The sequence below is a fragment of the Paenibacillus caseinilyticus genome (genome assembly GCF_027533645.1).
Classification (GTDB): domain Bacteria; phylum Bacillota; class Bacilli; order Paenibacillales; family NBRC-103111; genus Paenibacillus_G; species Paenibacillus_G caseinilyticus.
In genome coordinates, this window is sequence record NZ_JAQAGY010000022.1 from 21,689 (window position 1) to 42,354 (window position 20,666).

At 61.0% G+C, this 20,666-nt stretch carries 18 protein-coding genes; 10 read left to right on the forward strand and 8 right to left on the reverse strand.

Annotated elements, in window-relative coordinates; translation table 11 throughout:
- Positions 1-41 precede the first annotated feature (41 nt).
- The 3 genes from glgP to O9H32_RS25315 all read left to right on the forward strand — a co-directional run bounded on the left by glgP (position 42) and on the right by O9H32_RS25315 (position 4,294).
- On the forward strand, positions 42-2,594 hold the full coding sequence (gene glgP, locus O9H32_RS25305; RefSeq protein WP_269868910.1) for an alpha-glucan family phosphorylase: 2,553 nt from the start codon (positions 42-44) through the stop codon (positions 2,592-2,594).
- Between the two features lie 171 nt (positions 2,595-2,765).
- Positions 2,766-3,449: a PilZ domain-containing protein gene (locus tag O9H32_RS25310; protein ID WP_269868911.1), complete on the forward strand. Its 684-nt coding sequence runs from the start codon at positions 2,766-2,768 to the stop codon at positions 3,447-3,449.
- Positions 3,450-3,478: 29 nt separating this feature from the next.
- Positions 3,479-4,294, forward strand: a complete 816-nt coding sequence (locus O9H32_RS25315) for an NAD kinase (protein WP_269868912.1) — start codon at positions 3,479-3,481, stop codon at positions 4,292-4,294.
- 580 nt (positions 4,295-4,874) lie between these two features.
- Here the strand turns inward: O9H32_RS25315 and O9H32_RS25320 are convergent.
- Entirely contained in the window at positions 4,875-5,597 is a 723-nt protein-coding gene (locus O9H32_RS25320; RefSeq protein WP_269868913.1) for a YutD family protein, read from the reverse strand.
- Between the two features lie 20 nt (positions 5,598-5,617).
- Complete coding sequence (gene lipA, locus O9H32_RS25325) at positions 5,618-6,493, reverse strand: lipoyl synthase (protein WP_269868914.1); 876 nt, start codon at positions 6,491-6,493, stop codon at positions 5,618-5,620.
- 164 nt (positions 6,494-6,657) lie between these two features.
- Here lipA and larB point away from each other — a divergent pair, with 164 nt between their 5' ends.
- A complete protein-coding gene (larB, locus tag O9H32_RS25330; protein WP_269868915.1) occupies positions 6,658-7,542 on the forward strand; it encodes a nickel pincer cofactor biosynthesis protein LarB in 885 nt (294 codons plus the stop codon).
- Positions 7,539-8,552: a LarC family nickel insertion protein gene (locus O9H32_RS25335; RefSeq protein ID WP_269868916.1), complete on the forward strand. Its 1,014-nt coding sequence runs from the start codon at positions 7,539-7,541 to the stop codon at positions 8,550-8,552. The genes larB and O9H32_RS25335 overlap by 4 nt, the downstream gene beginning before the upstream one ends.
- A gap of 187 nt (positions 8,553-8,739) precedes the next feature.
- On the opposite strand, the gene larC is transcribed toward O9H32_RS25335, so the two are convergent.
- Positions 8,740-9,348, reverse strand: a complete 609-nt coding sequence (gene larC / locus O9H32_RS25340; RefSeq protein ID WP_406627378.1) for a nickel insertion protein — start codon at positions 9,346-9,348, stop codon at positions 8,740-8,742.
- A 96-nt stretch (positions 9,349-9,444) separates the two neighbouring features.
- On the opposite strand from larC, the gene O9H32_RS25345 reads away from it, so the two are divergent.
- Positions 9,445-10,494 (forward strand): M23 family metallopeptidase, encoded by a 1,050-nt coding sequence (locus tag O9H32_RS25345; protein ID WP_269868917.1) that lies wholly within the window; start codon positions 9,445-9,447, stop codon positions 10,492-10,494.
- 158 nt (positions 10,495-10,652) lie between these two features.
- Here O9H32_RS25345 and yunB read toward each other — a convergent pair whose 3' ends face one another.
- The 4 genes from yunB to ilvB form a co-directional block, all read right to left on the reverse strand.
- Positions 10,653-11,411, reverse strand: a complete 759-nt coding sequence (yunB, locus tag O9H32_RS25350; RefSeq protein WP_269868918.1) for a sporulation protein YunB — start codon at positions 11,409-11,411, stop codon at positions 10,653-10,655.
- 285 nt (positions 11,412-11,696) lie between these two features.
- A complete protein-coding gene (locus O9H32_RS25355; protein ID WP_269868919.1) occupies positions 11,697-12,059 on the reverse strand; it encodes an ArsR/SmtB family transcription factor in 363 nt (120 codons plus the stop codon).
- Positions 12,060-12,228: 169 nt separating this feature from the next.
- Positions 12,229-12,711 (reverse strand): acetolactate synthase small subunit, encoded by a 483-nt coding sequence (gene ilvN, locus O9H32_RS25360; RefSeq protein WP_269868920.1) that lies wholly within the window; start codon positions 12,709-12,711, stop codon positions 12,229-12,231.
- On the reverse strand, positions 12,708-14,498 hold the full coding sequence (gene ilvB, locus O9H32_RS25365; protein WP_269868921.1) for a biosynthetic-type acetolactate synthase large subunit: 1,791 nt from the start codon (positions 14,496-14,498) through the stop codon (positions 12,708-12,710). Before ilvB ends, ilvN begins: the two co-directional genes overlap by 4 nt.
- Before the next feature lie 132 nt (positions 14,499-14,630).
- Between ilvB and O9H32_RS25370 the strand changes: the two genes are divergently transcribed.
- The 3 genes from O9H32_RS25370 (at position 14,631) to O9H32_RS25380 (ending at position 18,459) form a co-directional block, all read left to right on the forward strand.
- Positions 14,631-16,751, forward strand: coding sequence for a LuxR C-terminal-related transcriptional regulator (locus tag O9H32_RS25370; RefSeq protein ID WP_269868922.1), 2,121 nt, complete (start codon positions 14,631-14,633; stop codon positions 16,749-16,751).
- A 111-nt stretch (positions 16,752-16,862) separates the two neighbouring features.
- The gene (locus O9H32_RS25375; protein ID WP_269868923.1) at positions 16,863-17,099 is read left to right on the forward strand and encodes a glutaredoxin family protein; all 237 of its coding nucleotides are present in this window, start codon (positions 16,863-16,865) and stop codon (positions 17,097-17,099) included.
- A 352-nt stretch (positions 17,100-17,451) separates the two neighbouring features.
- Positions 17,452-18,459 (forward strand): acrylyl-CoA reductase family protein, encoded by a 1,008-nt coding sequence (locus O9H32_RS25380; RefSeq protein WP_269868924.1) that lies wholly within the window; start codon positions 17,452-17,454, stop codon positions 18,457-18,459.
- A gap of 288 nt (positions 18,460-18,747) precedes the next feature.
- Here O9H32_RS25380 and O9H32_RS25385 read toward each other — a convergent pair whose 3' ends face one another.
- Positions 18,748-19,725, reverse strand: coding sequence for an aldo/keto reductase (locus tag O9H32_RS25385; protein ID WP_269868925.1), 978 nt, complete (start codon positions 19,723-19,725; stop codon positions 18,748-18,750).
- Positions 19,726-20,006: 281 nt separating this feature from the next.
- Here O9H32_RS25385 and O9H32_RS25390 point away from each other — a divergent pair, with 281 nt between their 5' ends.
- On the forward strand, positions 20,007-20,642 hold the full coding sequence (locus O9H32_RS25390) for an FMN-dependent NADH-azoreductase (protein WP_269868926.1): 636 nt from the start codon (positions 20,007-20,009) through the stop codon (positions 20,640-20,642).
- Positions 20,643-20,666: the final 24 nt, after the last annotated feature.

Consider the following 20,666-nt stretch of genomic DNA (forward strand, 5'->3'; position numbering starts at 1 on the left):
CCTCCGGGCAGGACACACACTATTGGGGTAGAGGTGAAATCATGCTGACCAAGTTCCAAGCCCGCAACATCAAACTGCCTGCACCGCTCCGCCGACTCTCAGAACTCGCCTATAACATGTGGTTCAGCTGGAACGACAGGGCGCTTTCCTTATTCTCGCGGATCGAGCCGGTCCTCTGGGATCAATACCAGCATAATCCCGTCCGCCTGCTGACCGAGGTTGATTCCGTTGTTCTGGAGAAGTGGGCCAAGGATGACGAATATCTGCTGGAGATGGAGAACGTGTTGAAAGAGTACGATGAATACATGGCATCGCCAACCTGGTTCAGCAAACAGTATCCGCAGCATACCGGGCAGGCGATCGCCTATTTCTCCGCGGAATTCGGCTTCCATGAGTCACTGCCGATCTATTCGGGCGGACTGGGCGTGCTCGCAGGCGATCACTGCAAATCGGCCAGCGATCTGGGCGTCCCACTGGCCGGGGTAGGCCTCCTCTACAAGAAGGGATACTTCAATCAGAAGCTTGACGCGAGCGGCGCCCAATTCACCGAAAGTGTGGCCTATGATTTCGACAAGCTGCCGATCATTCCGGCTTTGGTGCCCGGGGAACCTAGCGCAGAAGGCCCTTCCACTGAAGAGCTCTATCTTACCGTACCGATAGCCGACCGGGATGTCCGCCTGAAAGTATGGCAGGTACAGGTCGGCCGCAATCCCGTCTATCTGCTGGATGCGGACCTTCCGGAGAACAGCCCCTGGGATCGGGAGCTGACAGCTCAGCTATACGGGGGCAACCAGGATACCCGGATCGCCCAGGAGATCCTGCTCGGCGTGGGCGGCGTCAAAGCGCTGAGGGCTCTTGGCCTGCCTACCGGTGCTTACCATATCAATGAAGGGCATGCCGCCTTCCTTGCGCTCGAGAGGATCCGGGAACAGCTGGACAAAGGCCTTTCGTTTCATGTGGCGCTGGAGATTATCCGCGCCTCCACCGTCTTCACGACGCACACGCCGGTTCCCGCCGGTCATGACGCTTTTCCGATCGGCATGTTCGAGCATTACTTCAGCCGCCTGTTCCATGACTATCCGCAGCAGCGCGAGGAGTTCAAAGAACTCGGTTATGACCAGACCAACCAGCTCTTCAACATGACTTATCTCGCCATGAATGCATCCGCCCTGCGTAACGGGGTCAGCAAACTGCACGGCCACGTCTCCCGCGAGATGTTCCGCGGCTTCCACGGCGACATCGATGTGCAGGAAGTTCCCATCGGCCATGTGACCAACGGCATTCACCTGCCGACATGGCTGGCTCCCGAACTCAAGGCATTGTACAGCCGGTTCCTGCCCGGCACCTGGACGGCGAATCAAGCCAATAGCGATGTGTGGAAATCCGTGGAACTGATCCCGGACGAATCGCTGTGGACCGTTCACCGAGGGCTGAAGGAGAAGCTGATTATGCACGCGCGTTCCAACCAGCGCGAACACCGCCGCCGCAACAGCATGACGGCCGAACGAATCGAAGAGGTACGCGAGTTCCTGAATCCGGACGCTCTCACGATCGGGTTCGCGAGACGGTTCGCGACCTACAAGCGGGCCAATCTGATCTTCAGCGATCTGAAGCGGCTGGACCGGCTGGTCAATGACCCGAAGCGCCCAGTTCAGTTCCTCTTCGCCGGCAAAGCCCATCCGGCCGACCACCCCGGCCAAGAGCTGATCCGCGAGATCTACCGGGTCTCGCAGATGGACCGGTTCCGGGGCAAAGTCGTGCTCCTCGAGAATTATGATATGAACCTCGCCCGCTATCTGGTGCAGGGGGTCGACGTCTGGCTGAACAATCCGCGCCGCCCGTATGAAGCCAGCGGCACCAGCGGGGAGAAAGCCGCCATGAATGGCGTCATCAACTTCAGCGTACTCGACGGCTGGTGGGAAGAAGGCTATGACGGCACCAATGGCTGGAGTATCGATGCGAATAACGAATCCGATTTCGAAACCCAGGAGCGGGAGAACACGGAATCCCTCTACCGGGTGCTCGAAGAACAAATTATTCCCCTCTATTACAGCGGTGAGGGAGTCCCTTCCCCTTGGGTGAAGCGGATGAAGCGGTCCATCGTCACCTTGGCGCCGGTGTACAATACCGACCGGATGGTGATGGACTATACGAACGGCTCCTACATTCCTTCGCTGCAGCGGACCCAGCATTTTGTGGCCAATTCGAATGAAGAAGCGACGAAGGTGGCCGATTACAAGCGGTTCATCCGCCAGAACTGGCATCATGTCCGCATTGTCGAGGTCAATGACGGTTCCGGCGATGGAGCCTTGGCGGGGCTCCCCCTCAAAGAAGTAACAGCCACCGTAAAATTCGGGCCCGTCTGGTTCCGGGACACCGCCGTCGAGCTGATCTACTACGAGGAGCAGCCGGAGGGTTGGGAGCAGGTTGTTAAGGTGATGGAGCCGCTCCGCGAGCTGGAAGACCGTACCGTCATTTACCGGGCCGCGATCCCGGGCCACCTGAAGCACGGAGCACACTTCTCCGTTCGCGTGCATCCCGTTTCGCCGAATTTCATCCGTCCCTTCGAGCTTCCGCTGGTTACCTCGCTATAGCAGCGGCGCCCTTTGACCCAAGCAGATCACACTGCTTGGGTTTTTGATCTAGTCTGGTGCCTGCCTCCCGGAGCATACAAGGGGCATTTGTTTTCTCCACCATAATAAATTATGATGGAACTACAATAGAGACAGAGGGGTTCCCACTAATGAACATGCAGGTGATCGCTCATGAATTGGAACCAAATATTGGCGGCAGGCATGCTGCCTTCTTCCGGGAACTGTTCCCTGGTCATTATTGGTGAGACGAAGGAAGGACAGCCCTTCTGCTACCAGGACGAGTTCCGGCTGGTCCGGGCGGACGAGCACCACATCACGGTAACGCTCGAAACCCCGGCGATCCATCCGCTGGAGAAGCTGCACCATGTCAGCTTCGTCGAATTCTCTTATCTGGAGGATGGCATCCTGCACTTCGCCTTGGTCGGCATGGAACAGCTCGAGATGCGCCGAAGCCTCTGTACGCTCACGCTCTCTGCGCCTGAGGCGATGCAGAAGACGGCTCAGCGGAAGCATGAGCGGGCCCCGCTCGTTGTCCGTACGCCGGTCACCTGCCGCATTGTCGGCATCCGCGGACAGGCCGGGCAGCAGAGCGTGACCTTCACTGGTCAGATTCTGGATTTGTCCGGGGGTGGGATCGCCTTCGTCACCCCTGCAAGGCTGCTGCGGAATCTCGACTTGGAATTCACCTTTGTGCTGCCCACCCTGGAACAGAAGCTGACCGCCTTCGGCGAAGTCGTCCGCATCTCTCACTTCGGCAGCGACGCTTACCGGGTAGCGGCCCGCTTCCGGCATGTTCCCGATAGTCTGGCCGTTCTGATCGACGAGTACTGCATCGCCTCTACGGCCCACAGCTAAAGAGACGTATTACTTAGGAGGACAACCGTTTGAAATACAATGTAGTTCACCGCGGCGATGAGATTTCGATCCAGTTGATGCATAAGTTCCACAAGCTGATTCAAGCGCACGGCCTGGTCCATGAGGAAGAGCAGCCGGACCTTGTTCTGTCCATCGGCGGAGACGGGACACTACTGCATGCCTTCCACCGGTACAAAGAGCAGCTCGAACATATCGCTTTCGTCGGCATCCATACCGGCCGTCTCGGCTTCTTCGCGGACTGGAAGCCGGATGAAGTCGAACTCCTCGCCCAGCTCATGGGCGAGAGCGCCAAGCAGAACGACCTCCGGGTCGTGAAGTATCCTCTGGTGGAGATTCAGATCACGACCGGCACCGGCAGCATCGAAACGGAGCTCGCACTCAACGAGTTCACGCTGAAAGGGGTGGATGCCACCCTGGTAGCCCAGCTGCACATCAATGACGAACTGCTCGAAACGTTCCGAGGAGATGGCATCTGCATCTCGACCCCGTCTGGAAGTACTGCGTATAACAAAAGCCTCGGCGGCGCCATCGTGCATCCCTCCCTCGATGCGATCCAAATCGCCGAGATCGCTTCGATCAACAACCGGGTGTATCGAACGCTGGGGTCGCCTATCCTGCTGCCGAAGCATCACCACTGCGACATCACCCCCCGGGCGAACCAGAACATCGTTCTGTCTCTGGACCACGTGTATATGCAGCGCAGCGATATCGTCTCGATCCGGAGCATGGTCGCCGCCGGCAAAAAGGTCAAGTTCGCACGCTTCCGCCCCTTCCCCTTCTGGAGCCGGGTCCGCGAGGCGTTCATCGGGTACGATATGATCTGAACCCGGCTAAGCCGGCTAAGCCCGTCCGGCACGTCGGGACGGGACCCCAAAAACCGCTGTCTCCAACGAGGCAGCGGCTTCTCTATCTTCTACTCTTTCCTTGTCGGACACCCGGGTTCTCCATCAGACCTAATGTAACCGTTCTCATCGTTCTTGTCAAAACGCTCTCCTCTACGTCCGAGAACCAGTCCGGCACTAAGGCCTCCTACCATGATGACTGCTACGACTCCTGCAACCAAGCCAAGCCCTTCGGACTGCACGGTGGGGATCTGCAAGATGTACTTTTGCGTCCAGCCCATCCATTCACTCAAAATCCTACACTGCTCCTTCTGCTAATCCGTATCTGATGAACTGATTATACCACCAGCCTATAGCGGCAGACCCTAAAATTTACTTTAGCTTCACCCTTCCGCCGATAATGAAACAATCTAAAAGCTAGTGAACTAATCCAAAAAGCTACTAAAATAATCCAAAAAGCTACTAAAATAATCGAAAAAGCTCCGTCCGGCCTCCGCATGTCTGGCATGCGGAAGCGGACGAAGCTCGAGGAAGGATACGAATCCGGGTTCTGCTTCGGGTGTTACACGTTAGCGCGGGAGGATTCCGACTTGGGCTTGGAAGGTCCGCCGCCTTGGGAGGAAGGTCCCCGGCCCTGCTTGCCGCCTCCCTGGTGACCGCGTGAATCCGACCCGTTCGCTCCTCTGGAGCCCGAGCCCTGCGGTCGGCCTTGACGGCCTTCGCCTCCGCGGGAACCTCCTTGACGGCCGCGGCCGCCCTGGTGGTCTCCGCCGGACGATCCTCCGCCCTGACGGCCGCCGTGTCCCCGCTCGCGGTTCTGCGGACCATGCCGGTTCGGCTGGTACGCCGGACGGGAAGGTGCCTGTGCCGCCGGGGCATCGGCCCCGCGGCCGGTCTCCGTACCCGCTGCGGCCGGGCGTTCCGCCCCTTCGCCTTCGGGGACCGGCACCGGTATCGGCGCGCTGTCGTCGTAGATGCCTTCCGGGTAGCTTTCGCCCGGTCCCAGCACCTTGCTGGCCACCTTCTCGATAATAAAGTAGGCGCAGCCGAAGTTGCAGTACTCGTTCAAGTAATCCTGCAGGGTCGCTATAGTCGTATCGCGGGTCACCTTCGGATGGTTGTCCTTGAAGAATCCGCGCAGCCGAAGCTGGCTGTAGCCCCAATCCCCCACAATATAATCATAGCGCTCCAGCACCTCGCTGTACCGCTCGCGGAATGCTTCGAAACGCCAGCCGTTCTTGTGATCTACGATTACTTCGTAGCTCTTGCCCGCAATATGGATCACGATGCTTGCCTCCCCAGGGTTTACGAATGCTGCGCTGATTTGACTTGTTCGTGGGCGTGATAGGAGCTGCGCACCAGCGGGCCGGACTCCACGTGGGAGAAGCCGCGCTTCAGTCCTTCCTGCTTCAGTTCCGCGAATTGCTCCGGCGTATAATACTGCGATACCGGCAGATGCTGCAGACTTGGCTGCAGGTACTGGCCGATCGTCATGATATTGCAATCGACGGAGCGAAGATCGTCCATCGTCTTCAGGATCTCGCTCCACTCCTCGCCGACACCCAGCATGATGCTCGATTTGGTCGGGATGGAAGGTGCCATCGCCTTAGAACGCTGAAGCAGCTCCAAGGAGCGCGCGTATTTGGCTTTGGCCCGGACTTTATCCGAGAGGCGCTCGACCGTCTCCATGTTATGGTTCAGAATATCGGGCCTAGCCTCCAATACGATCCGCAGCGACTCCTCGTCGCCCTGGAAATCCGGGATGAGCACCTCTACGCCCGCCAGAGGCAGCCGGGTGCGGAGGGCTCGAATCGTCGCCGCAAAGATCGAGGCGCCGCCGTCCTTGAGATCGTCCCGTGCCACGGAAGTGACGACGACGTGCCGAAGTCTCATGCCCTCGGCCGCTTCCGCCACGCGCTCCGGTTCCTCGAGATCGAGCTCAGTCGGCAGGCCGGTCTTCACCGCACAGAAGCGGCAGGCCCGCGTACAGATGTCGCCGAGAATCATGAACGTGGCCGTCCCGCTTGCCCAGCACTCGTGAATATTCGGGCACTTCGCTTCCTCGCACACCGTATGGAGCGTTTTGCTCCGCATCATATTTTTGAGTTCCTTATAATTGTCGCCTGTGGCCAGCTTGACTTTAAGCCAGTCCGGTTTGCGTTCTATAGATGAAGTCGCCATGGCTGCTCCCCTGCTTTCTGAGAATGCGGTCTATCCGAAAGTTGCTTTTTCTCTGTTCCCCTTATTATATCACGAATGGCGCAACAATCCACTTTTGAAATTACGCGGAAACCGGGGAAATATGGTACACTAAGGAAAGTGTTTAGAGGAGGATGCCGTGACCTATGATGAATACAGTACATATTTTAAAGCTCGTTCGCTCGGGCGACCTTGACATAGACGAAGCCCAGCGGCTGCTCGAAGAGGGCTACTCCGGCTCCGCCGCATACAACGCCGCGGAGCCGGACAAAGCATGCGGGGAACCGCAAGAGAGCAAGCCCGCCGGCGGTGAGCCCGCCGTCTCCCCGGCCAGCCTGGAGGCGCAGGCCGTCGACGATTCGCTTGGATACGCTGCCATCGACCTCAGCCGTCCGTCCCGCACCGGCTTCCCCGAGGTGATCTACGGCGAAGGCAAGACGGCCGTACAGATCGCGGAGATCTTCGGACGCATGATACCCCATACGGACCGCGTGCTCGCCACCCGGATCGATGCGGAGAAGGCCGCCTACGTGCAGGAGCAGGTGCCGGGCAGCGAATACCACATGGATGCCCGCGCGCTCACATGGACCAGGCCGGGCACGCTGCCGGAGAGCAGCGGTTATATTGCTGTCCTCTGCGCAGGGACATCCGACCTGCCGGTCGCGGAAGAAGCGGCTGTGACCGCCGAGAGCATGGGCTCCAGGGTCGAGCGCATCTATGATGTAGGCGTGGCCGGTATCCACCGGCTGTTCCGCCGACTGCCGGAGATCCGCGGCGCGAGCGCCATCGTCGTGGCTGCGGGCATGGAAGGCGCGCTCGCGAGCGTCGTCGGCGGACTCGTAGCCGTGCCTGTGATCGCCGTACCTACGAGCATCGGGTACGGGGCGAGCTTCCAGGGGATGGCCGCGCTGCTGTCCATGCTGAACGCCTGTGCCCCCGGCATCTCTGTCGTCAATATCGACAACGGCTTCGGGGCAGGTTACAATGCGGCGCTGATTCATCACAACCAACTGAAGAGGGATGAGCCATGAAACTATTGTATCTCGATTGCTTCTCCGGTATCAGCGGAGACATGACGCTCGGCGCGCTGGTCGATGCCGGTGCGGACAGGAACTACATAGAAGAAGAGCTGCGCCGGATTCAGATCGAACCGTTCACCCTGGAATGGAAGCGGGTCAACAAGCGCGGCATCTCGGCTCTGAAGATGGACGTGCTGCTCGATCCCCATACGCCTCCGAAGTACCACCGTCACTATTCCGATATCGTACGGATGATCGAGAGCGCCGGGTTCAACGAGCGGGTGGTGAAGCTCAGCCTGGCGATCTTCGGGAAGATCGGCGTAGCCGAGGCCAAGATTCACAATATTCCGATCGAGAAGGTCCACTTCCATGAAGTGGGCGCCATAGATTCCATTGTCGATGTCATCGGTACGGCCCTGGCCATAGACTCCCTCGGCATCGAGAAGATTCTCTCTTCCGCGGTCCCGCTCGGCTCCGGTACGGTGAACTGCGACCACGGGATCTACCCCGTCCCTGCACCGGCTACCCTGGAGATGATGAAGGGGCTTCCGATCCTGCCAACCTCCTATGCCTTGGAGATGACCACGCCTACAGGGGCGGGCATTGTCGCCGGGCTGGTGGACGAGTTCGCCAAGAGCCTGCCGCCGATGATCGTCGAGACGATCGGTTACGGAGCGGGCACCCGCGATCTGCCGAACCAACCGAACGTGCTGCGGGTCGTCGTCGGCCAATCGGATCCTTATCTGAATAAATACCATGTTCATCATGAAGAAATCCGCCACGAGCACGACCATCATCACCATCATCATGATCCGGACCACCATCATCACGGGCATACGCACATCGGGGATCACATGCACGAGCCTACCCACGGCCACTCACACGACGGTCATGACCATACGCACCACACGCACAATCCGTCGCATTCGCATGGGCATTCGCACCCGCATAGCCCTGCGCCTGCAGAACATCCTCATCAGTGCCACAGCCATGATCCGAAGCCGGAAGCCCACCGTCACTAGATGGCGGTACGCCAGAAGCGATAAGACGTCTCGCTGCGCTGGCAATGCTTCCCGCCTCCATCAGAATTCAAAGGATGCCTGGGCAGCAGGTGCGGGGGATTCGCGTCCTTACCTATACCCTAGGCAAACACAAAGAAGCGGCTTCCCCAGCGGGAGCCGCTTCTTTGTCATTCCCCTGCCGGCCTGCCTATGTTTCTCCGCCGCCGTCCCCGTCTCCTTCCAACGAGGCCTCCCGGAGAAACCGCAGACGCACTTCATCATAGACCCTCTTGAGCGGCACACCGCCCGCCTTCGCCGCCTTCTCGCAGTCCTTGAACTCCGGCGCGAATTGAACGAGTTCTCCTTTGTGGAATCCGGCCTTGACGGCTACGTCCCCCCATGGGGTCGCCACTTGATGGAACTCGCGGCCGAGCCGGTGGCAGGCCATGCGGCCATACCGCAGTCCGAGGGTTGTCGTCTCCCGGAATATGACGGTCTCCATCCGGCCGGCCGCCGCCTCGTCGGTAAGCACGTTCAGCATAACGCCGGGACGGCCTTTCTTCATAATGATCGGAATCCAGAATACATCGTGCGCCCCCTGCTCGAACAACAGATCGGTCACATACGAAGTGAGTTCCGGATTCATATCGTCCAGGTTCGCCTGGATCATCAGCATGCCTTCATCGACATGCTCCTCGCGGTGCTCGAAGCCCATTCCCCGCATCCCCTCCCAGCCCACATCATAGCAGACTCCCCGCTGGATAAAAAGCAGGCTTGGCGCACATCCTACCGTCATATGAATGAACCCAAAGTCCATGCTCGCGGCGGAGACTTCTCCGGCAACCCAGGCCGGCTCTCCCCCGTGCACAGACCGGCCGGCGCGGCGTGACCAGCAGAAGGAGGAAGCTTACATATGACGGTAATCCATACCCGGGCAGCGGCGGCGGTTCTATCCGGCACCCTTCTCCTCGGTGTCATGCTGGGGGCGGACAGCGCCTCGGCTTTCGCTCCGGCTGAGGCACTCCCCTCGGCCAACGCCCAAGGCAGCGGGATGAAAGCCGTTTTCGCCCAGCGGAAGGACCTTTTCGATAAAGTCGGCGCTTTGACCGGGATCCCCTGGTATTATTTGGCCGCGGTGGATCAATACGAACGCACGCTGAACCTGGCCAAGAAACGGCAGACGCCGGATCGGCTTATCGCCATTTCGTACACGGATCTCCAGTGGGGAGGCATGCTGAATCCCGACCCGGAGGACAAGAACCCGGAGAGCATCCGGATCTTCGGCGGGCGGGGGCTCGACGGGAACGGAGACGGGTTCGCCGATCGCGCGAGCGACATGGACCGCCTGTACTCCATGGCCTCCTATCTGCTCCACCAGGGCACCGCGGAGGAGGACCTTCGCATCGGTCTGTGGGAGTATTACCAGAACAGCCGCAGCGTCGACCGGATCTCGCAGTTCGCCCGGATTTATGCGGCTTTCGATACGCTCGATCTTCATGAACATTGCTTTGTCATGCCTCTTGGGGCCGATTATTCCTACCGAAGCACCTGGGGTGACCGAAGGGGCTGGGGCGGTGCCCGGATGCATGAAGGCACGGACCTCTTCGCCGAGCACGGGGTGCCCGTGCGCAGCGCGACTTACGGCCTTGTGGAGATTATGGGCTGGAACCCTTACGGCGGCTGGCGGATCGGCATCCGGGACCTGAATAATGTGTATCATTACTATGCGCACCTGTCCGGCTTCAATAAGAAAGAAGTGAAGCAGGGCGATATCGTCAAACCCGGTCAGGTGATCGGTTGGGTGGGCAGCTCGGGATACGGCAAGCCCGGCACCTCGGGCAAATTCCCTCCGCATCTGCATTACGGTCTCTACCGGGACAACGGCCTGACCGACTGGTCGTTCGACCCCTATCCCCACCTGACTAAATGGGAGCGGGAAGAACGGCTGCGCCGCCGCAAGTGACGGACTGTCCCTGTGCGGTTGCCGAAGAGACATCATGCGATGGGCACGAGTGCCCCATGACAAAGAGCCATGAACAAGCTCCCCGGGCCGGGGCCAGCCAGTTCGCGGCTCTTTGGCCTGTCGTTCTTTGGCCTAACGCCGGAGCTATCCAATGCCTGTTATTCTTCTGAGGCTTCCGCTGCCGCAGAAGGGCCCTTGGGCAGCAGATTCAGATCGGGTACCGTCATGCCAGGCGCCGCCGCCCCCGCTCCGCCGGCCGGATTGCCCTTGGCATCGAAATAATACGTCGGCACATCCCCCACTACCAGCGAATACGAGATCGGAATCTCGGTCTCGACCACTTCGGGAACCGTATCGAAAGGAATAATGATGTTGACCTCCACCCGGATTCGGACGAACACCTCGACGAGCACATTGTTGATCCCCGCATTCTGATGGCGCGTACTGAGGTCGACCTTGGCCGAACCTGCCGGGACCAGCCGGATTGGGATATCGGGGCCGAAGGATGCGAGCAGCGGCGAATCCATGGCCTGCCCGAGCGGAACCTCCTCCGGCATGGAGGCGATCCGGTCCAGCTGCTGCTGCACGATGCGGACCGTATCCGCCGTCACCCGCAGATGCTCCGCATTATTGAGCATGAAGGCGGTCACCTTCCCGCTCCGGTCGGTCTTCCAGTCGATCAGCTTATCGAAGCTAGTGTTCTTCGCCATCTGTTCGGTAATCGCGCCGTTGATGGTTTCCGTTGCGATCTGCTTCACCCGCACCTTGGCCAGCGCGGCAAGCGGCGGCTTCAAATTCCTCTCGATATAGAGAAACAACTGGAGCAGGAGCAGCACGACCACCACGAGGGAGATCAGGAGATTGCGCTTCGTCCGGGCCCGGCCCGTGGGGCTGCTTCTCCAGCGGCGTCGCAGCACTTGGGAGTCCCCCTTCCCGGCCGCAGAGGCGGCCTGCCTACCTTCTTTACAAGGTATGCGGACCAGCTCCGATTCATCCCCCGTCCCAGGGGACAATCGGCAATCGGTACGGCTTTCGGCAGCCAAGCGCCCGCGTTTATAAAAACGATAAAATGACAGGATCGAGCCCTGGTGAGATATAAATTCTAATAGTGCAAAAAAGACAGCGTCCTCTATGGACCCTGCCTTCTATCCCCGTGACGACGGCCTCCGCCGCCCGCCGCTGACCATTCGCCGAACGCGGCGTCAGCCGTGCTTCACGTGCTTCAGCATCTGCACGAAAATCTGCTCGATATGCTCATCATCCAGCGAGTAGAATACCGTCTTGCCTTCCTTGCGCCGCTTCACGATCCGCAGATTACGAAGATACCGCAGCTGGTGCGACACGGCCGACTGGCCCATCTCCAGCACCTGGGTGATATCGTGAACGCAGAGCTCCCTCTGCAGGAGCGCATAGATGATTTTGACCCGGGTCGGGTCTCCCAGCGCCTTGAATACATCCGCCAGGGAGGCCGCCGTCCCTTCCTGGATCATCCCCTCTTTGAGTTCATCTAATGGGGAGGTGCCTTGGCACGTCTCGTCGCACGCTTCTCCCGCCACTTTCTCCATGACTCCACCGCCCGCCCTTATGCCTGTCTTCTGTCAGAACATTATACCAGAAAACAGACGGCGCTGCCGTGCCCCGGGAACCCGGTATGCCGTCAGGCTAGCGCCGCGCTTGGCGCGGGACCGGGCAAAAGACGGGGAGCGGCAAGGCGGATACGGCAAGGCTGGCGATTCACCCCCGGGACATGGCCGTCTCGCCGGTGCGCGTCACTTCCAGGATGCCGTAAGCCGCGGCGAGCCGCAGGAAGGCATCGTTCTTCTCCTTGTCCCCCACCGCCTGCAGGATCAGGGAACCGGGGCCCGCATCCACGACCGCGCAGCGGAAGCCCTCCGCCATGGCGAGGACCGCCGGGCGCTGCGCGGGGCCGGCCTGCAGCTTCACCAGCATGAGCTCCCTGCCGATCACCCCGGAGCAAGGGCCCAGCTCCTGCACCTCGAGCACATCGATCAGCTTCATGAGCTGCCGGCCGATCTGCTCCGCCTGCCTCGCGTCTCCCCGCAGAAGAATCGTAACTCTTGCCGTTCCCTCTTCCTCTGAAGCGCCCACCGTGATGCTGTCCATATTGTATCCCCGGCGGCCGAACAAGCCGGCAATGCGCTGCAGCACCCCGGGGTTGTCATTGACTAGAAGCGACAGCGTACATTTCCTGGTCATTCGCTCTCCCTCCCCAGAATCATGTCTCCGAGCCCCTTGCCCTGCGGAACCATCGGATAGACCAGCTCCTCTTTGGCTACGACAAAATCAATCAGGACGGGCCCCGGATGCGCGAGCGCCTCCCTCCAGGCTTCTTCCGCTTCCCCCGGCGTCGCAGCCCGAAGGCCCCGGACTCCATAGGCCTCCGCGAGCAGAACAAAATCCGGTGATCCGCCAAGATCAATATGCGAATACCGCCCTTCGTAGATTAACTCCTGCCATTGGCGGATCATGCCGAGCGTCCGGTTGTTGATCACCGCGATCTTGACGGGCAGTCCGTGCAGCGCACAGATCGCCAGCTCTTGGGCACACATCTGCATGCCGCCGTCGCCGTTGATCGAGATGACGAGCTTCTCCGGATGGCCGATCTGTGCCCCGATCGCGGAAGGAAAGCCGAAGCCCATGGTGCCGAGCCCCCCGGAGGTGAGGAAGGAGCGGGGCTGCGCGAAGCGAAAATACTGTGCCGTCCACATCTGGTGCTGCCCGACATCCGTCGTGACGATCGCATTCCCTCCGCTAGTACGGGAGAGCATGGAGATTACATATTGCGGCTTGAGCTCTGTACTGGACGGCGCATACCGCAGGGGCTGCTCCTCCTGCCAGGCCCGGATCTGTCCGAGCCAGCCTTCCCTCGCCGGCGCTTCAACCGGCATCCGCCGAAGAGCCGCCTCCAGCACGGTCCGCACATCCCCGATCAGGGGAATCGTAACCGGTACGAGCTTCCCGACTTCGGCAGGATCCAGGTCGATATGTGCGACGGCCGCCTTCGGCGCAAAACGGTCGAGCTTCATCGTTACGCGGTCGTCGAACCGGGCGCCCGCCGAGATGAGCAGGTCGCACTCCTGCAGTGCCATGTTGGCCGCATACGTCCCGTGCATCCCAGGCATCCCGGTCCACAGCCCATGCCCGCCAGGGAAGGCGGCCAGCCCCAGCAGCGTCGTGGCGACGGGAATCCCGGCCCGCTCGGCCAAAGCCAGCAGCGCCGCTCCCGCATCCGACTGTACGGCGCCGCCGCCGGCCAGCAGCAGAGGACGCTCCGCCTTCTCCAGCGCCTCCAGCAGTTCGCCGATCCGTACAGGGTCGGGCACAGGATACGGATCATAGCCCCTCACCCGCACCTCCTCCTCTGCCGGATAGCGGAACACCGCGAGCGCCGAGGATACGTCCTTCGGAATGTCGACCAGCACCGGCCCTTTGCGCCCCGTACCCGCAAGATGGAAGGCCCGGCGCAGGGTCAGGGCGAGGTCCTCCGCCCGCGTGACGAAGTAGCTGTGCTTCGTCACCGGCTGGGTCATGCCGATGATATCCGCCTCCTGGAACGCATCGGTGCCGATCAAGGAGGTCGCGACATTGCCTGTAATCACGACCAGCGGGACCGAATCCGCATACGCCGTAGCGATCCCCGTGATGAGATTGGTGGCTCCCGGACCGGAAGTCGCCAGGCACACGCCGGTCCGCCCCGTAGCACGGGCATACCCGTCCGCGGCATGGACGGCGCCCTGCTCATGCCGGGTGAGGATGTGGCGGAACCGGCGGCTGCCGTGCATGGCATCATAGATATACAGCAGCGCGCCCCCCGGATAGCCGAAGACGCACTCCACCCCTTCGAGCAGCAGCGTCCGCAGCAGAATCTCCGCTCCTGGAATGGTATCCTCCCGAAGCAGGGCTTCCCTGCTCTCCCTCCCTTCTTGTTCCGTTTTTTCTTGTTCCGGTTTTCCTTGTTTCGTTCCATCTTTTATCGAAACCATTTTACTCCACCTGCCTCTGCTGGGTTGTTGTTCACTCCCTTTTACCGTAGCATGGAGGCCTCCGAGCGGGGTACTACCCATTGGATTACTTTGGTAGTATACTTTGGGATACAAAAAAGGTTGAAGGGACGGATGGCGTTGGAACAGCGGCCCCATGGGAACGGGTGGAGGGGAGCGAATTTTGCGGAACGGCTTGGGGAGGAGAATGATGCCTCCTTTGTAGGCCGCTCCTTCGAGCTGCGGATCTTCGAGCAATACCTGGATGCTCTGCCGCAGAGGGCCGAGCGTATTCTGCACGTGTACGGAACAGGAGGCATGGGCAAAAGCTACCTGCTCTCCCGCTTCCGGCGGGTTGCGGAACAGAGGGGTGTGCCCTTCCTGCTGGCCGACCTTCGAGGCGGCCCGCTTACCCCTGAACGCCTCTGCGCCCGTATGCTCCAGGAGCTCGGGGATCTCCTGGAGAAGCAGCCCACGGAGGAGACGGGGTTGTCCGTGCAGGAGCAGTGCAGGGAGCGCCTCAACCGGGCAGCCGCAGCCGCGCCGCTGGTCCTCGCCTTCGACCACTATGAAGAGGCGGGGAGCCTCGACAGCTGGATCCGCGAGAGGTTCCTGCCCGGTCTGCATACAAGCCTGCTCGTGGTAACTTCCGGACGGTTCCCGCTGGAAGGGCCTTGGCGCAGAGAACCGGGATGGCGCAGGCTCGTTCTCCCGCTCCCCCTCAAGGAACTGAGCTACGAAGAGAGCAGAACGTACGCCCGCCTTCAAGGCATCACGGACGAAAGCGGGATGGACGCGCTCTGGCTTCGGACCCTTGGACATCCGCTGTCACTCTCGCTCTTTGTTCCGGACAGGGAGACCTCCCGGAGCGGGCCGGCAGCAGAGCCACAGACCCAGGAGGATTTCGAGGCTCTTCTGTTGGACTGGCTGAGGGAAGCGCCCGGGGAGGACCTGCGGGAGCTCGTTCTGGCCGCTTCCGTGCCGCGATGCTTCCATCAGGAGCTGCTCTCCGGCCTGCTGGACCGGGAGATCCCGACCCTCTTGTTCGAGAGGCTGATCTCCCTCTCGTTCGTCCGGCGGGCAGCTGGGGGATGGGAGCTCCACAGCATGGTCAGAGAAACGGCTTCCCGGGTGCTGCGTACCCGGATGCCCGCAGCCTACGAACGGTACCGGAGCCGGACAGCCGATGCCTGCTACGCGGCGGCCCGTATGGCACTGGAACAGGGGCAGGAGGCATCGCGGGAGCTGTCCGAGCTGCTGCGTATCGCCGGACATCCCGTGCTGCAGGCCCACTTCCGGCATTCGCGCGACACTTTCAATTACTACGAGAACGTGGGGAGACACAATCTCCACGAGGCTCGCGAGTATATCCGCCGCCGGCAGGAGCTGGCCCGCAGCTGGCGGGTCCGCTGTGCCACCCCGGAGCTGCAGGCCGTCTTCTGCTTCACCTTCACCCCCGAGGAGTCGCTGTACCGTCTCGCCGGGCTCGAGCTCGAAGCCCTTGTGGAGCTGGACCGCGAAGCCGTCAAGCTGCTGCGCCGCCCCGGCGGGGAGGCCGCGGGATTATCCGCCCTCCTGCCTGTCCATTCCGGTACGCTCCCCTTCCTGCTGGAATCCCCGCTCTCGCGGGCCTACTTCCGCTCGCTCAAGCCTCAGGAGCTGCAGGCCTTTGATGTGCCGCCCTGCCGGGCATCCGCCGCCTTCCTATTCACCACCGATGTGGAGAATCTGGAATCGGAGGAGCTGCGTTCGGATTCCATCGGGCTGCAGTTCGAGTGGATTCTGGGCGGCCGTCTGCTGATCACATCGCCTCCGCCGCACCCTTACTTCCTCCAGTCAGTGGAAGCGCTCGGTTACCGCCGGGCGGGGACCGCTGTCCACACGGTCTATGACGGCGTTACGCCTGCTTATACCTATCTCCTGGATACGCGGCGGGAGCATCAGCTTTCTATGCTCGACCGGATGATGCAGAGGCTTCCTCCCGCTGCCGTTCGGCAGCCTGCGGACCTCACCGCACCGGGACTTGCGGCTCACCCTCTGCTGACCCCGCGTGAGCAGGAGGTAGCGCAGCTGCTCGTTCTCGGCCGTACGAACCCCGAGATTGCGGGGAAGCTCTTCGTCAGCGAAGCGGCCGTCAAGAAGCATGTCCATGCGATGCTGCAGAAGCTCGGCACCAAGAACCGCACCCAGCTTGCCAAGGCTCTGCTGGAAGCTCCGCGTCCGCCTTCAGGTCAGCAGTCGCAGGATAGCCCGTAACTCTTCTGTATTATTTATAATAATTATAAAATAGTATTGATTATTAAATGCAGCATGATATAATCAGGCATGTTGAACAACCTCTGCTATTGGCAAAAGGAGCGATATTCCATGACTACACCGGTTATTGTTTATTCCAATGTAAACTGCCCGTTCTGCGAACAGGTCAAAGGCTTCCTGAAAGAACAAGGCGTCTCTTTCGAAGAGCGGAACATTGCCCATAACGATCAATATTTCGACGAGCTGACCGGCATGGGCTTCCAGTCCGTTCCTGTGACCGTCATCGGCGAGCACAAAATTCTCGGCATGAACACGACCCGTCTGAAGAAAGCGCTGAGCGCCGAGTAGGACAAGATAAGCCTGCGGGACCGGAAGGCTAACATTGCGTCCGTGCCTGCCCTAACCCAAAAGCCCCATCTTCGCGGTCTCCCGTGAAGATGGGGCTTTTGGGTTGGGATTCGTCTAGAGTCTCCAGTTCAGACGGCGCCGGAGCGGGGCCTTGCCCTTGTTCTTGCTATGCTGGAACTGCGCTGCCCTCCGGGAGAATAAGAGCCTGAACCTAAGGCGGAGGCCCGCCCGCCGTACGAAGGGCATAGGCCCGCGTCTGCACCTCACTTAGAGAAGCCGGCATCCCCGTGGTACAATACGGACAGAGCATCCTGTAACCGCTATCATCTTACATACGAAAGGAGTCTGAGATATGGAACGCATACGCGCCTGGATCGTGGACAAATCGGAGGACGGGACCGTAACTGCCGGACTCCGCGAATTAATCCGGGAGCAGCTGCCGGAAGGCGATGTCACGGTGAAGGTGGCCTACTCCGGAATCAATTACAAGGACGCACTCGCCTCCAGCCCGTCAGGTCGGGTGGTCCGCGCTTATCCGATGGTTCCGGGTATTGACCTGGCCGGCACCGTCACCGCCTCCGCCCACCCCCGCTTCCGCGAAGGCGACGCCGTACTTGCCACCGGCTACGAGCTCGGCACCGCCCATTATGGGGGCTTCAGCGAGGAAGTCCGGCTGCCTGGCGACTGGCTGGTTCCGCTGCCGGATGGACTCACGCTGCGCGAAGCGATGATCCTCGGCACGGCCGGCTTCACCGCGGCCTTGTCCGTGCACCGCCTTGAGGCGGCGGGGCTGCGGCCGGACACCGGCGAAGTGCTCGTCACCGGCGCGACCGGCGGTGTCGGGGGCCATGCGGTCGCCATGCTTGCCGGTCTCGGCTACGTAGTCACCGCCTCGACCGGCAAAGCTTCGGCGCAGCCGTATCTGGCGTCGCTGGGCGCCGCTGCCGTTATCGGCCGCGCAGAGCTGGAAGCCGCGGGCAAGCGGCCGCTGCGTACCGAGCGCTGGGCGGGCGCGGTCGATCCCGTCGGCGGTGCGCAGCTGCCTGCCGTGCTCTCGCAGATCCGCTACGGCGGCTCCGTGGCCGTCAGCGGAATGACCGGCGGAGGAGACTTCTCCGCCTCGGTCTTTCCCTTCATCCTGCGGGGCGTCAACCTGCTCGGGATCGATTCGGTCTACTGTCCTCGCGGGTTGAGGGAGGCCTTATGGCTCCGGTTGGGCGGCGACTTGAAGCCCGCCCGCCTCGGCGCCATGGTGCATGCCGAAATCCCCCTGGACGGCCTCGCCGAGGCCCTGCAGTCGATTCTCGGCGGCAGGATGCAGGGCCGCTATCTCGTGAACGTGTCGGGCGCGGAAGCCTGACAACGGCAGAGCTCCCTCTTGGAGTCACCAAGTGGGACGAAGCATGTCCCTCCTCGCACAGGATCCCGGGAGCGTCACATCCATATAGCGCAGACGAAGAAAAGGCCGGGTTTCCTCCAAGGGAAGCCAGGCCTTTCCTCGTTCATATGGACTTGAAGACGTGCGACAGAGCCGCGGTCGCAGGCCGGGTCCGGCACGCGGGGCAAAACACGCGGACCCGGCCCTGCGGCGCCACCGGTGGCGGCCGCTCCGCCTGCTAAGGTGCCGTCCCAACGCAGCCCCAGCGCCCTAAGGCAGGCGCTGTCCCCGCGAGCTGACATAGAGCGAGTACCATTCCTCGCGCGACAGCTGCACCTTCAGCGACTCGGCGCAGGCGGCAATGCGCTGCGGCTGCACGGTGCCGAGCACCGGCTGGATGCCCGCCGGGTGGCGCATCAGCCACGCCAGCACGATCGCTTCCGCCGGTACGGCCTTGGCCTCCGCCAGCTCGGCCACCAAGGCCGCCGTAGCTTGGACAGACTCCGGCTCCCCGGATACGTCGCGGCCGCTGAACAAGCCGCGGGCGAGCGGGCCCCAAGCCTGGACCTGCACCTTCTCGCTGCGGCAGTATTCCAGCGTGCCGTCCGGGAAGGATACTCCGGTACCGGCCGCCTGGTTCACGTGTACGCCCGCATCCACCCAATCGAGCTTCGCCAGATTGAGCTCCAGCTGGTTCACGAGCAGGGGCTCGTCCAGCGCCGACTGCAGGAATCGCATCTGGCCGCCGCTCATGTTCGAGACCCCGAAGCCCCTGACCTTGCCGGAGCTCTTCAGCCGGGCGAAGGCTTCTGCCACTTCTTCGGGCTCCATCAGCGGGTCGGGGCGGTGCAGCAGCAGAATATCGATATATTCGGTACCGAGCCGCTGCAGAATACCGTCCACGGATTGCAGGATATGCTCCTGCGAGAAGTCGTAGCGCCCGGGACGCCCCGGCCCTTCTTCGAAGCGGATCCCGCATTTGGACTGGAGCAGAATGCGCTCACGCAGCTCCGGCCGCTCCTTCAGAACCGCTCCGAAGACCTCTTCCGCCTTGCCCATCGTATAAATATCCGCATGGTCGAACATCGTGATGCCTGCCGCAAGGGCCGCTTCCACCGCCTCCTGCGCCTGCTTAACATGCTCCTGCGTGAAGGGCTCCCGGTCCCAGCTTCCGCCCAGACCCATGCAGCCGAGCACCAGCCGGCTTGCTTCCACCCCATGATGATGCAGCGCTAAAGTTCCGTTCATACGTCCCATCCTCCATCTATTCCTGTTCTCGCTCCGCCATTGTTCCATTGAATGGGTAGTGAATCTCTTCCTGTTTCCCTCCCCTAGTATAGTCCAAGCCCCCCCTTCTGAATAGAACTGAAACGGTTGTAAGCTACTTACCTGGCTGTAACTGCCGGCCCCCATGCCGATTGTTCCCGGAAGACTTCAGCTTCTCCTTGTAATATCTCGGCCCCCCGAAGCCCATACTGTTACGGTGTGCTTATGAAGCCCGCAAAACCTAACAGCAAAGGAAGGATTCCATGGCAACGCTCCTGTATATTACGGCTCATCCCCACGATCATCAGACGTCCTTCTCCATGGCGGCCGGTCAAGCCTTCATCGACAGCTACCGGGAATCGCACAGCGGCGATCAAATCGTAACGCTGGATCTCTACAAAGAGAATATTCCGCATATCGATGCGGATGTGTTCAGCGGCTGGGGCAAGCTCCGGTCCGGGCAAGAATTCAGCGCGCTGTCCGCAGAAGAGAAGGCCAAAGTCTCCCGGCTTGGCGAGCTCACCGACCAGTTCGTGGCGGCCGACAAATACGTCTTCGTCACCCCGCTCTGGAACTTCTCGTTCCCGCCGGTCATGAAGGCTTATATTGACTCGATCTGTACGGCAGGCAAGACGTTCCGCTACACCGAGAAGGGGCCGGTGGGCCTGCTGACGGACAAGAAGGCGCTGCACATCCAAGCGCGCGGCGGGATCTATTCCGAAGGGCCTGCAGCCCAGATGGAAATGGGGCACCGGTACCTCTCCGTCATCATGCAGTTCTTCGGCATTCCGTCGTTCGACGGCCTGTTCGTGGAAGGCCACAACCAATTCCAAGACCGCGCACAGCAGATCAAGGAAGATGCGATCGCCCGTGCCCGTGAGCTTGCCCGCTCGTTCTGATCTTCTTGCCCAAAAGCAAACCGA

What these genes read in the sequence shown, in the direction of transcription:
- glgP (WP_269868910.1), top strand. Translation starts at nt 42, where the DNA reads ATGCTGACCAAGTTCCAAGCCCGCAACATCAAACTGCCTGCACCGCTC.
- O9H32_RS25310 (WP_269868911.1), top strand. Translation starts at nt 2,766, where the DNA reads ATGAATTGGAACCAAATATTGGCGGCAGGCATGCTGCCTTCTTCCGGG.
- lipA (WP_269868914.1), bottom strand. Translation starts at nt 6,493, where the DNA reads ATGGCGACTTCATCTATAGAACGCAAACCGGACTGGCTTAAAGTCAAG.
- larB (WP_269868915.1), top strand. Translation starts at nt 6,658, where the DNA reads ATGATGAATACAGTACATATTTTAAAGCTCGTTCGCTCGGGCGACCTT.
- O9H32_RS25335 (WP_269868916.1), top strand. Translation starts at nt 7,539, where the DNA reads ATGAAACTATTGTATCTCGATTGCTTCTCCGGTATCAGCGGAGACATG.
- larC (WP_406627378.1), bottom strand. Translation starts at nt 9,348, where the DNA reads ATGGACTTTGGGTTCATTCATATGACGGTAGGATGTGCGCCAAGCCTG.
- O9H32_RS25345 (WP_269868917.1), top strand. Translation starts at nt 9,445, where the DNA reads ATGACGGTAATCCATACCCGGGCAGCGGCGGCGGTTCTATCCGGCACC.
- O9H32_RS25355 (WP_269868919.1), bottom strand. Translation starts at nt 12,059, where the DNA reads ATGGAGAAAGTGGCGGGAGAAGCGTGCGACGAGACGTGCCAAGGCACC.
- ilvN (WP_269868920.1), bottom strand. Translation starts at nt 12,711, where the DNA reads ATGACCAGGAAATGTACGCTGTCGCTTCTAGTCAATGACAACCCCGGG.
- ilvB (WP_269868921.1), bottom strand. Translation starts at nt 14,498, where the DNA reads ATGGTTTCGATAAAAGATGGAACGAAACAAGGAAAACCGGAACAAGAA.
- O9H32_RS25370 (WP_269868922.1), top strand. Translation starts at nt 14,631, where the DNA reads ATGGCGTTGGAACAGCGGCCCCATGGGAACGGGTGGAGGGGAGCGAAT.
- O9H32_RS25375 (WP_269868923.1), top strand. Translation starts at nt 16,863, where the DNA reads ATGACTACACCGGTTATTGTTTATTCCAATGTAAACTGCCCGTTCTGC.
- O9H32_RS25380 (WP_269868924.1), top strand. Translation starts at nt 17,452, where the DNA reads ATGGAACGCATACGCGCCTGGATCGTGGACAAATCGGAGGACGGGACC.
- O9H32_RS25385 (WP_269868925.1), bottom strand. Translation starts at nt 19,725, where the DNA reads ATGAACGGAACTTTAGCGCTGCATCATCATGGGGTGGAAGCAAGCCGG.
- O9H32_RS25390 (WP_269868926.1), top strand. Translation starts at nt 20,007, where the DNA reads ATGGCAACGCTCCTGTATATTACGGCTCATCCCCACGATCATCAGACG.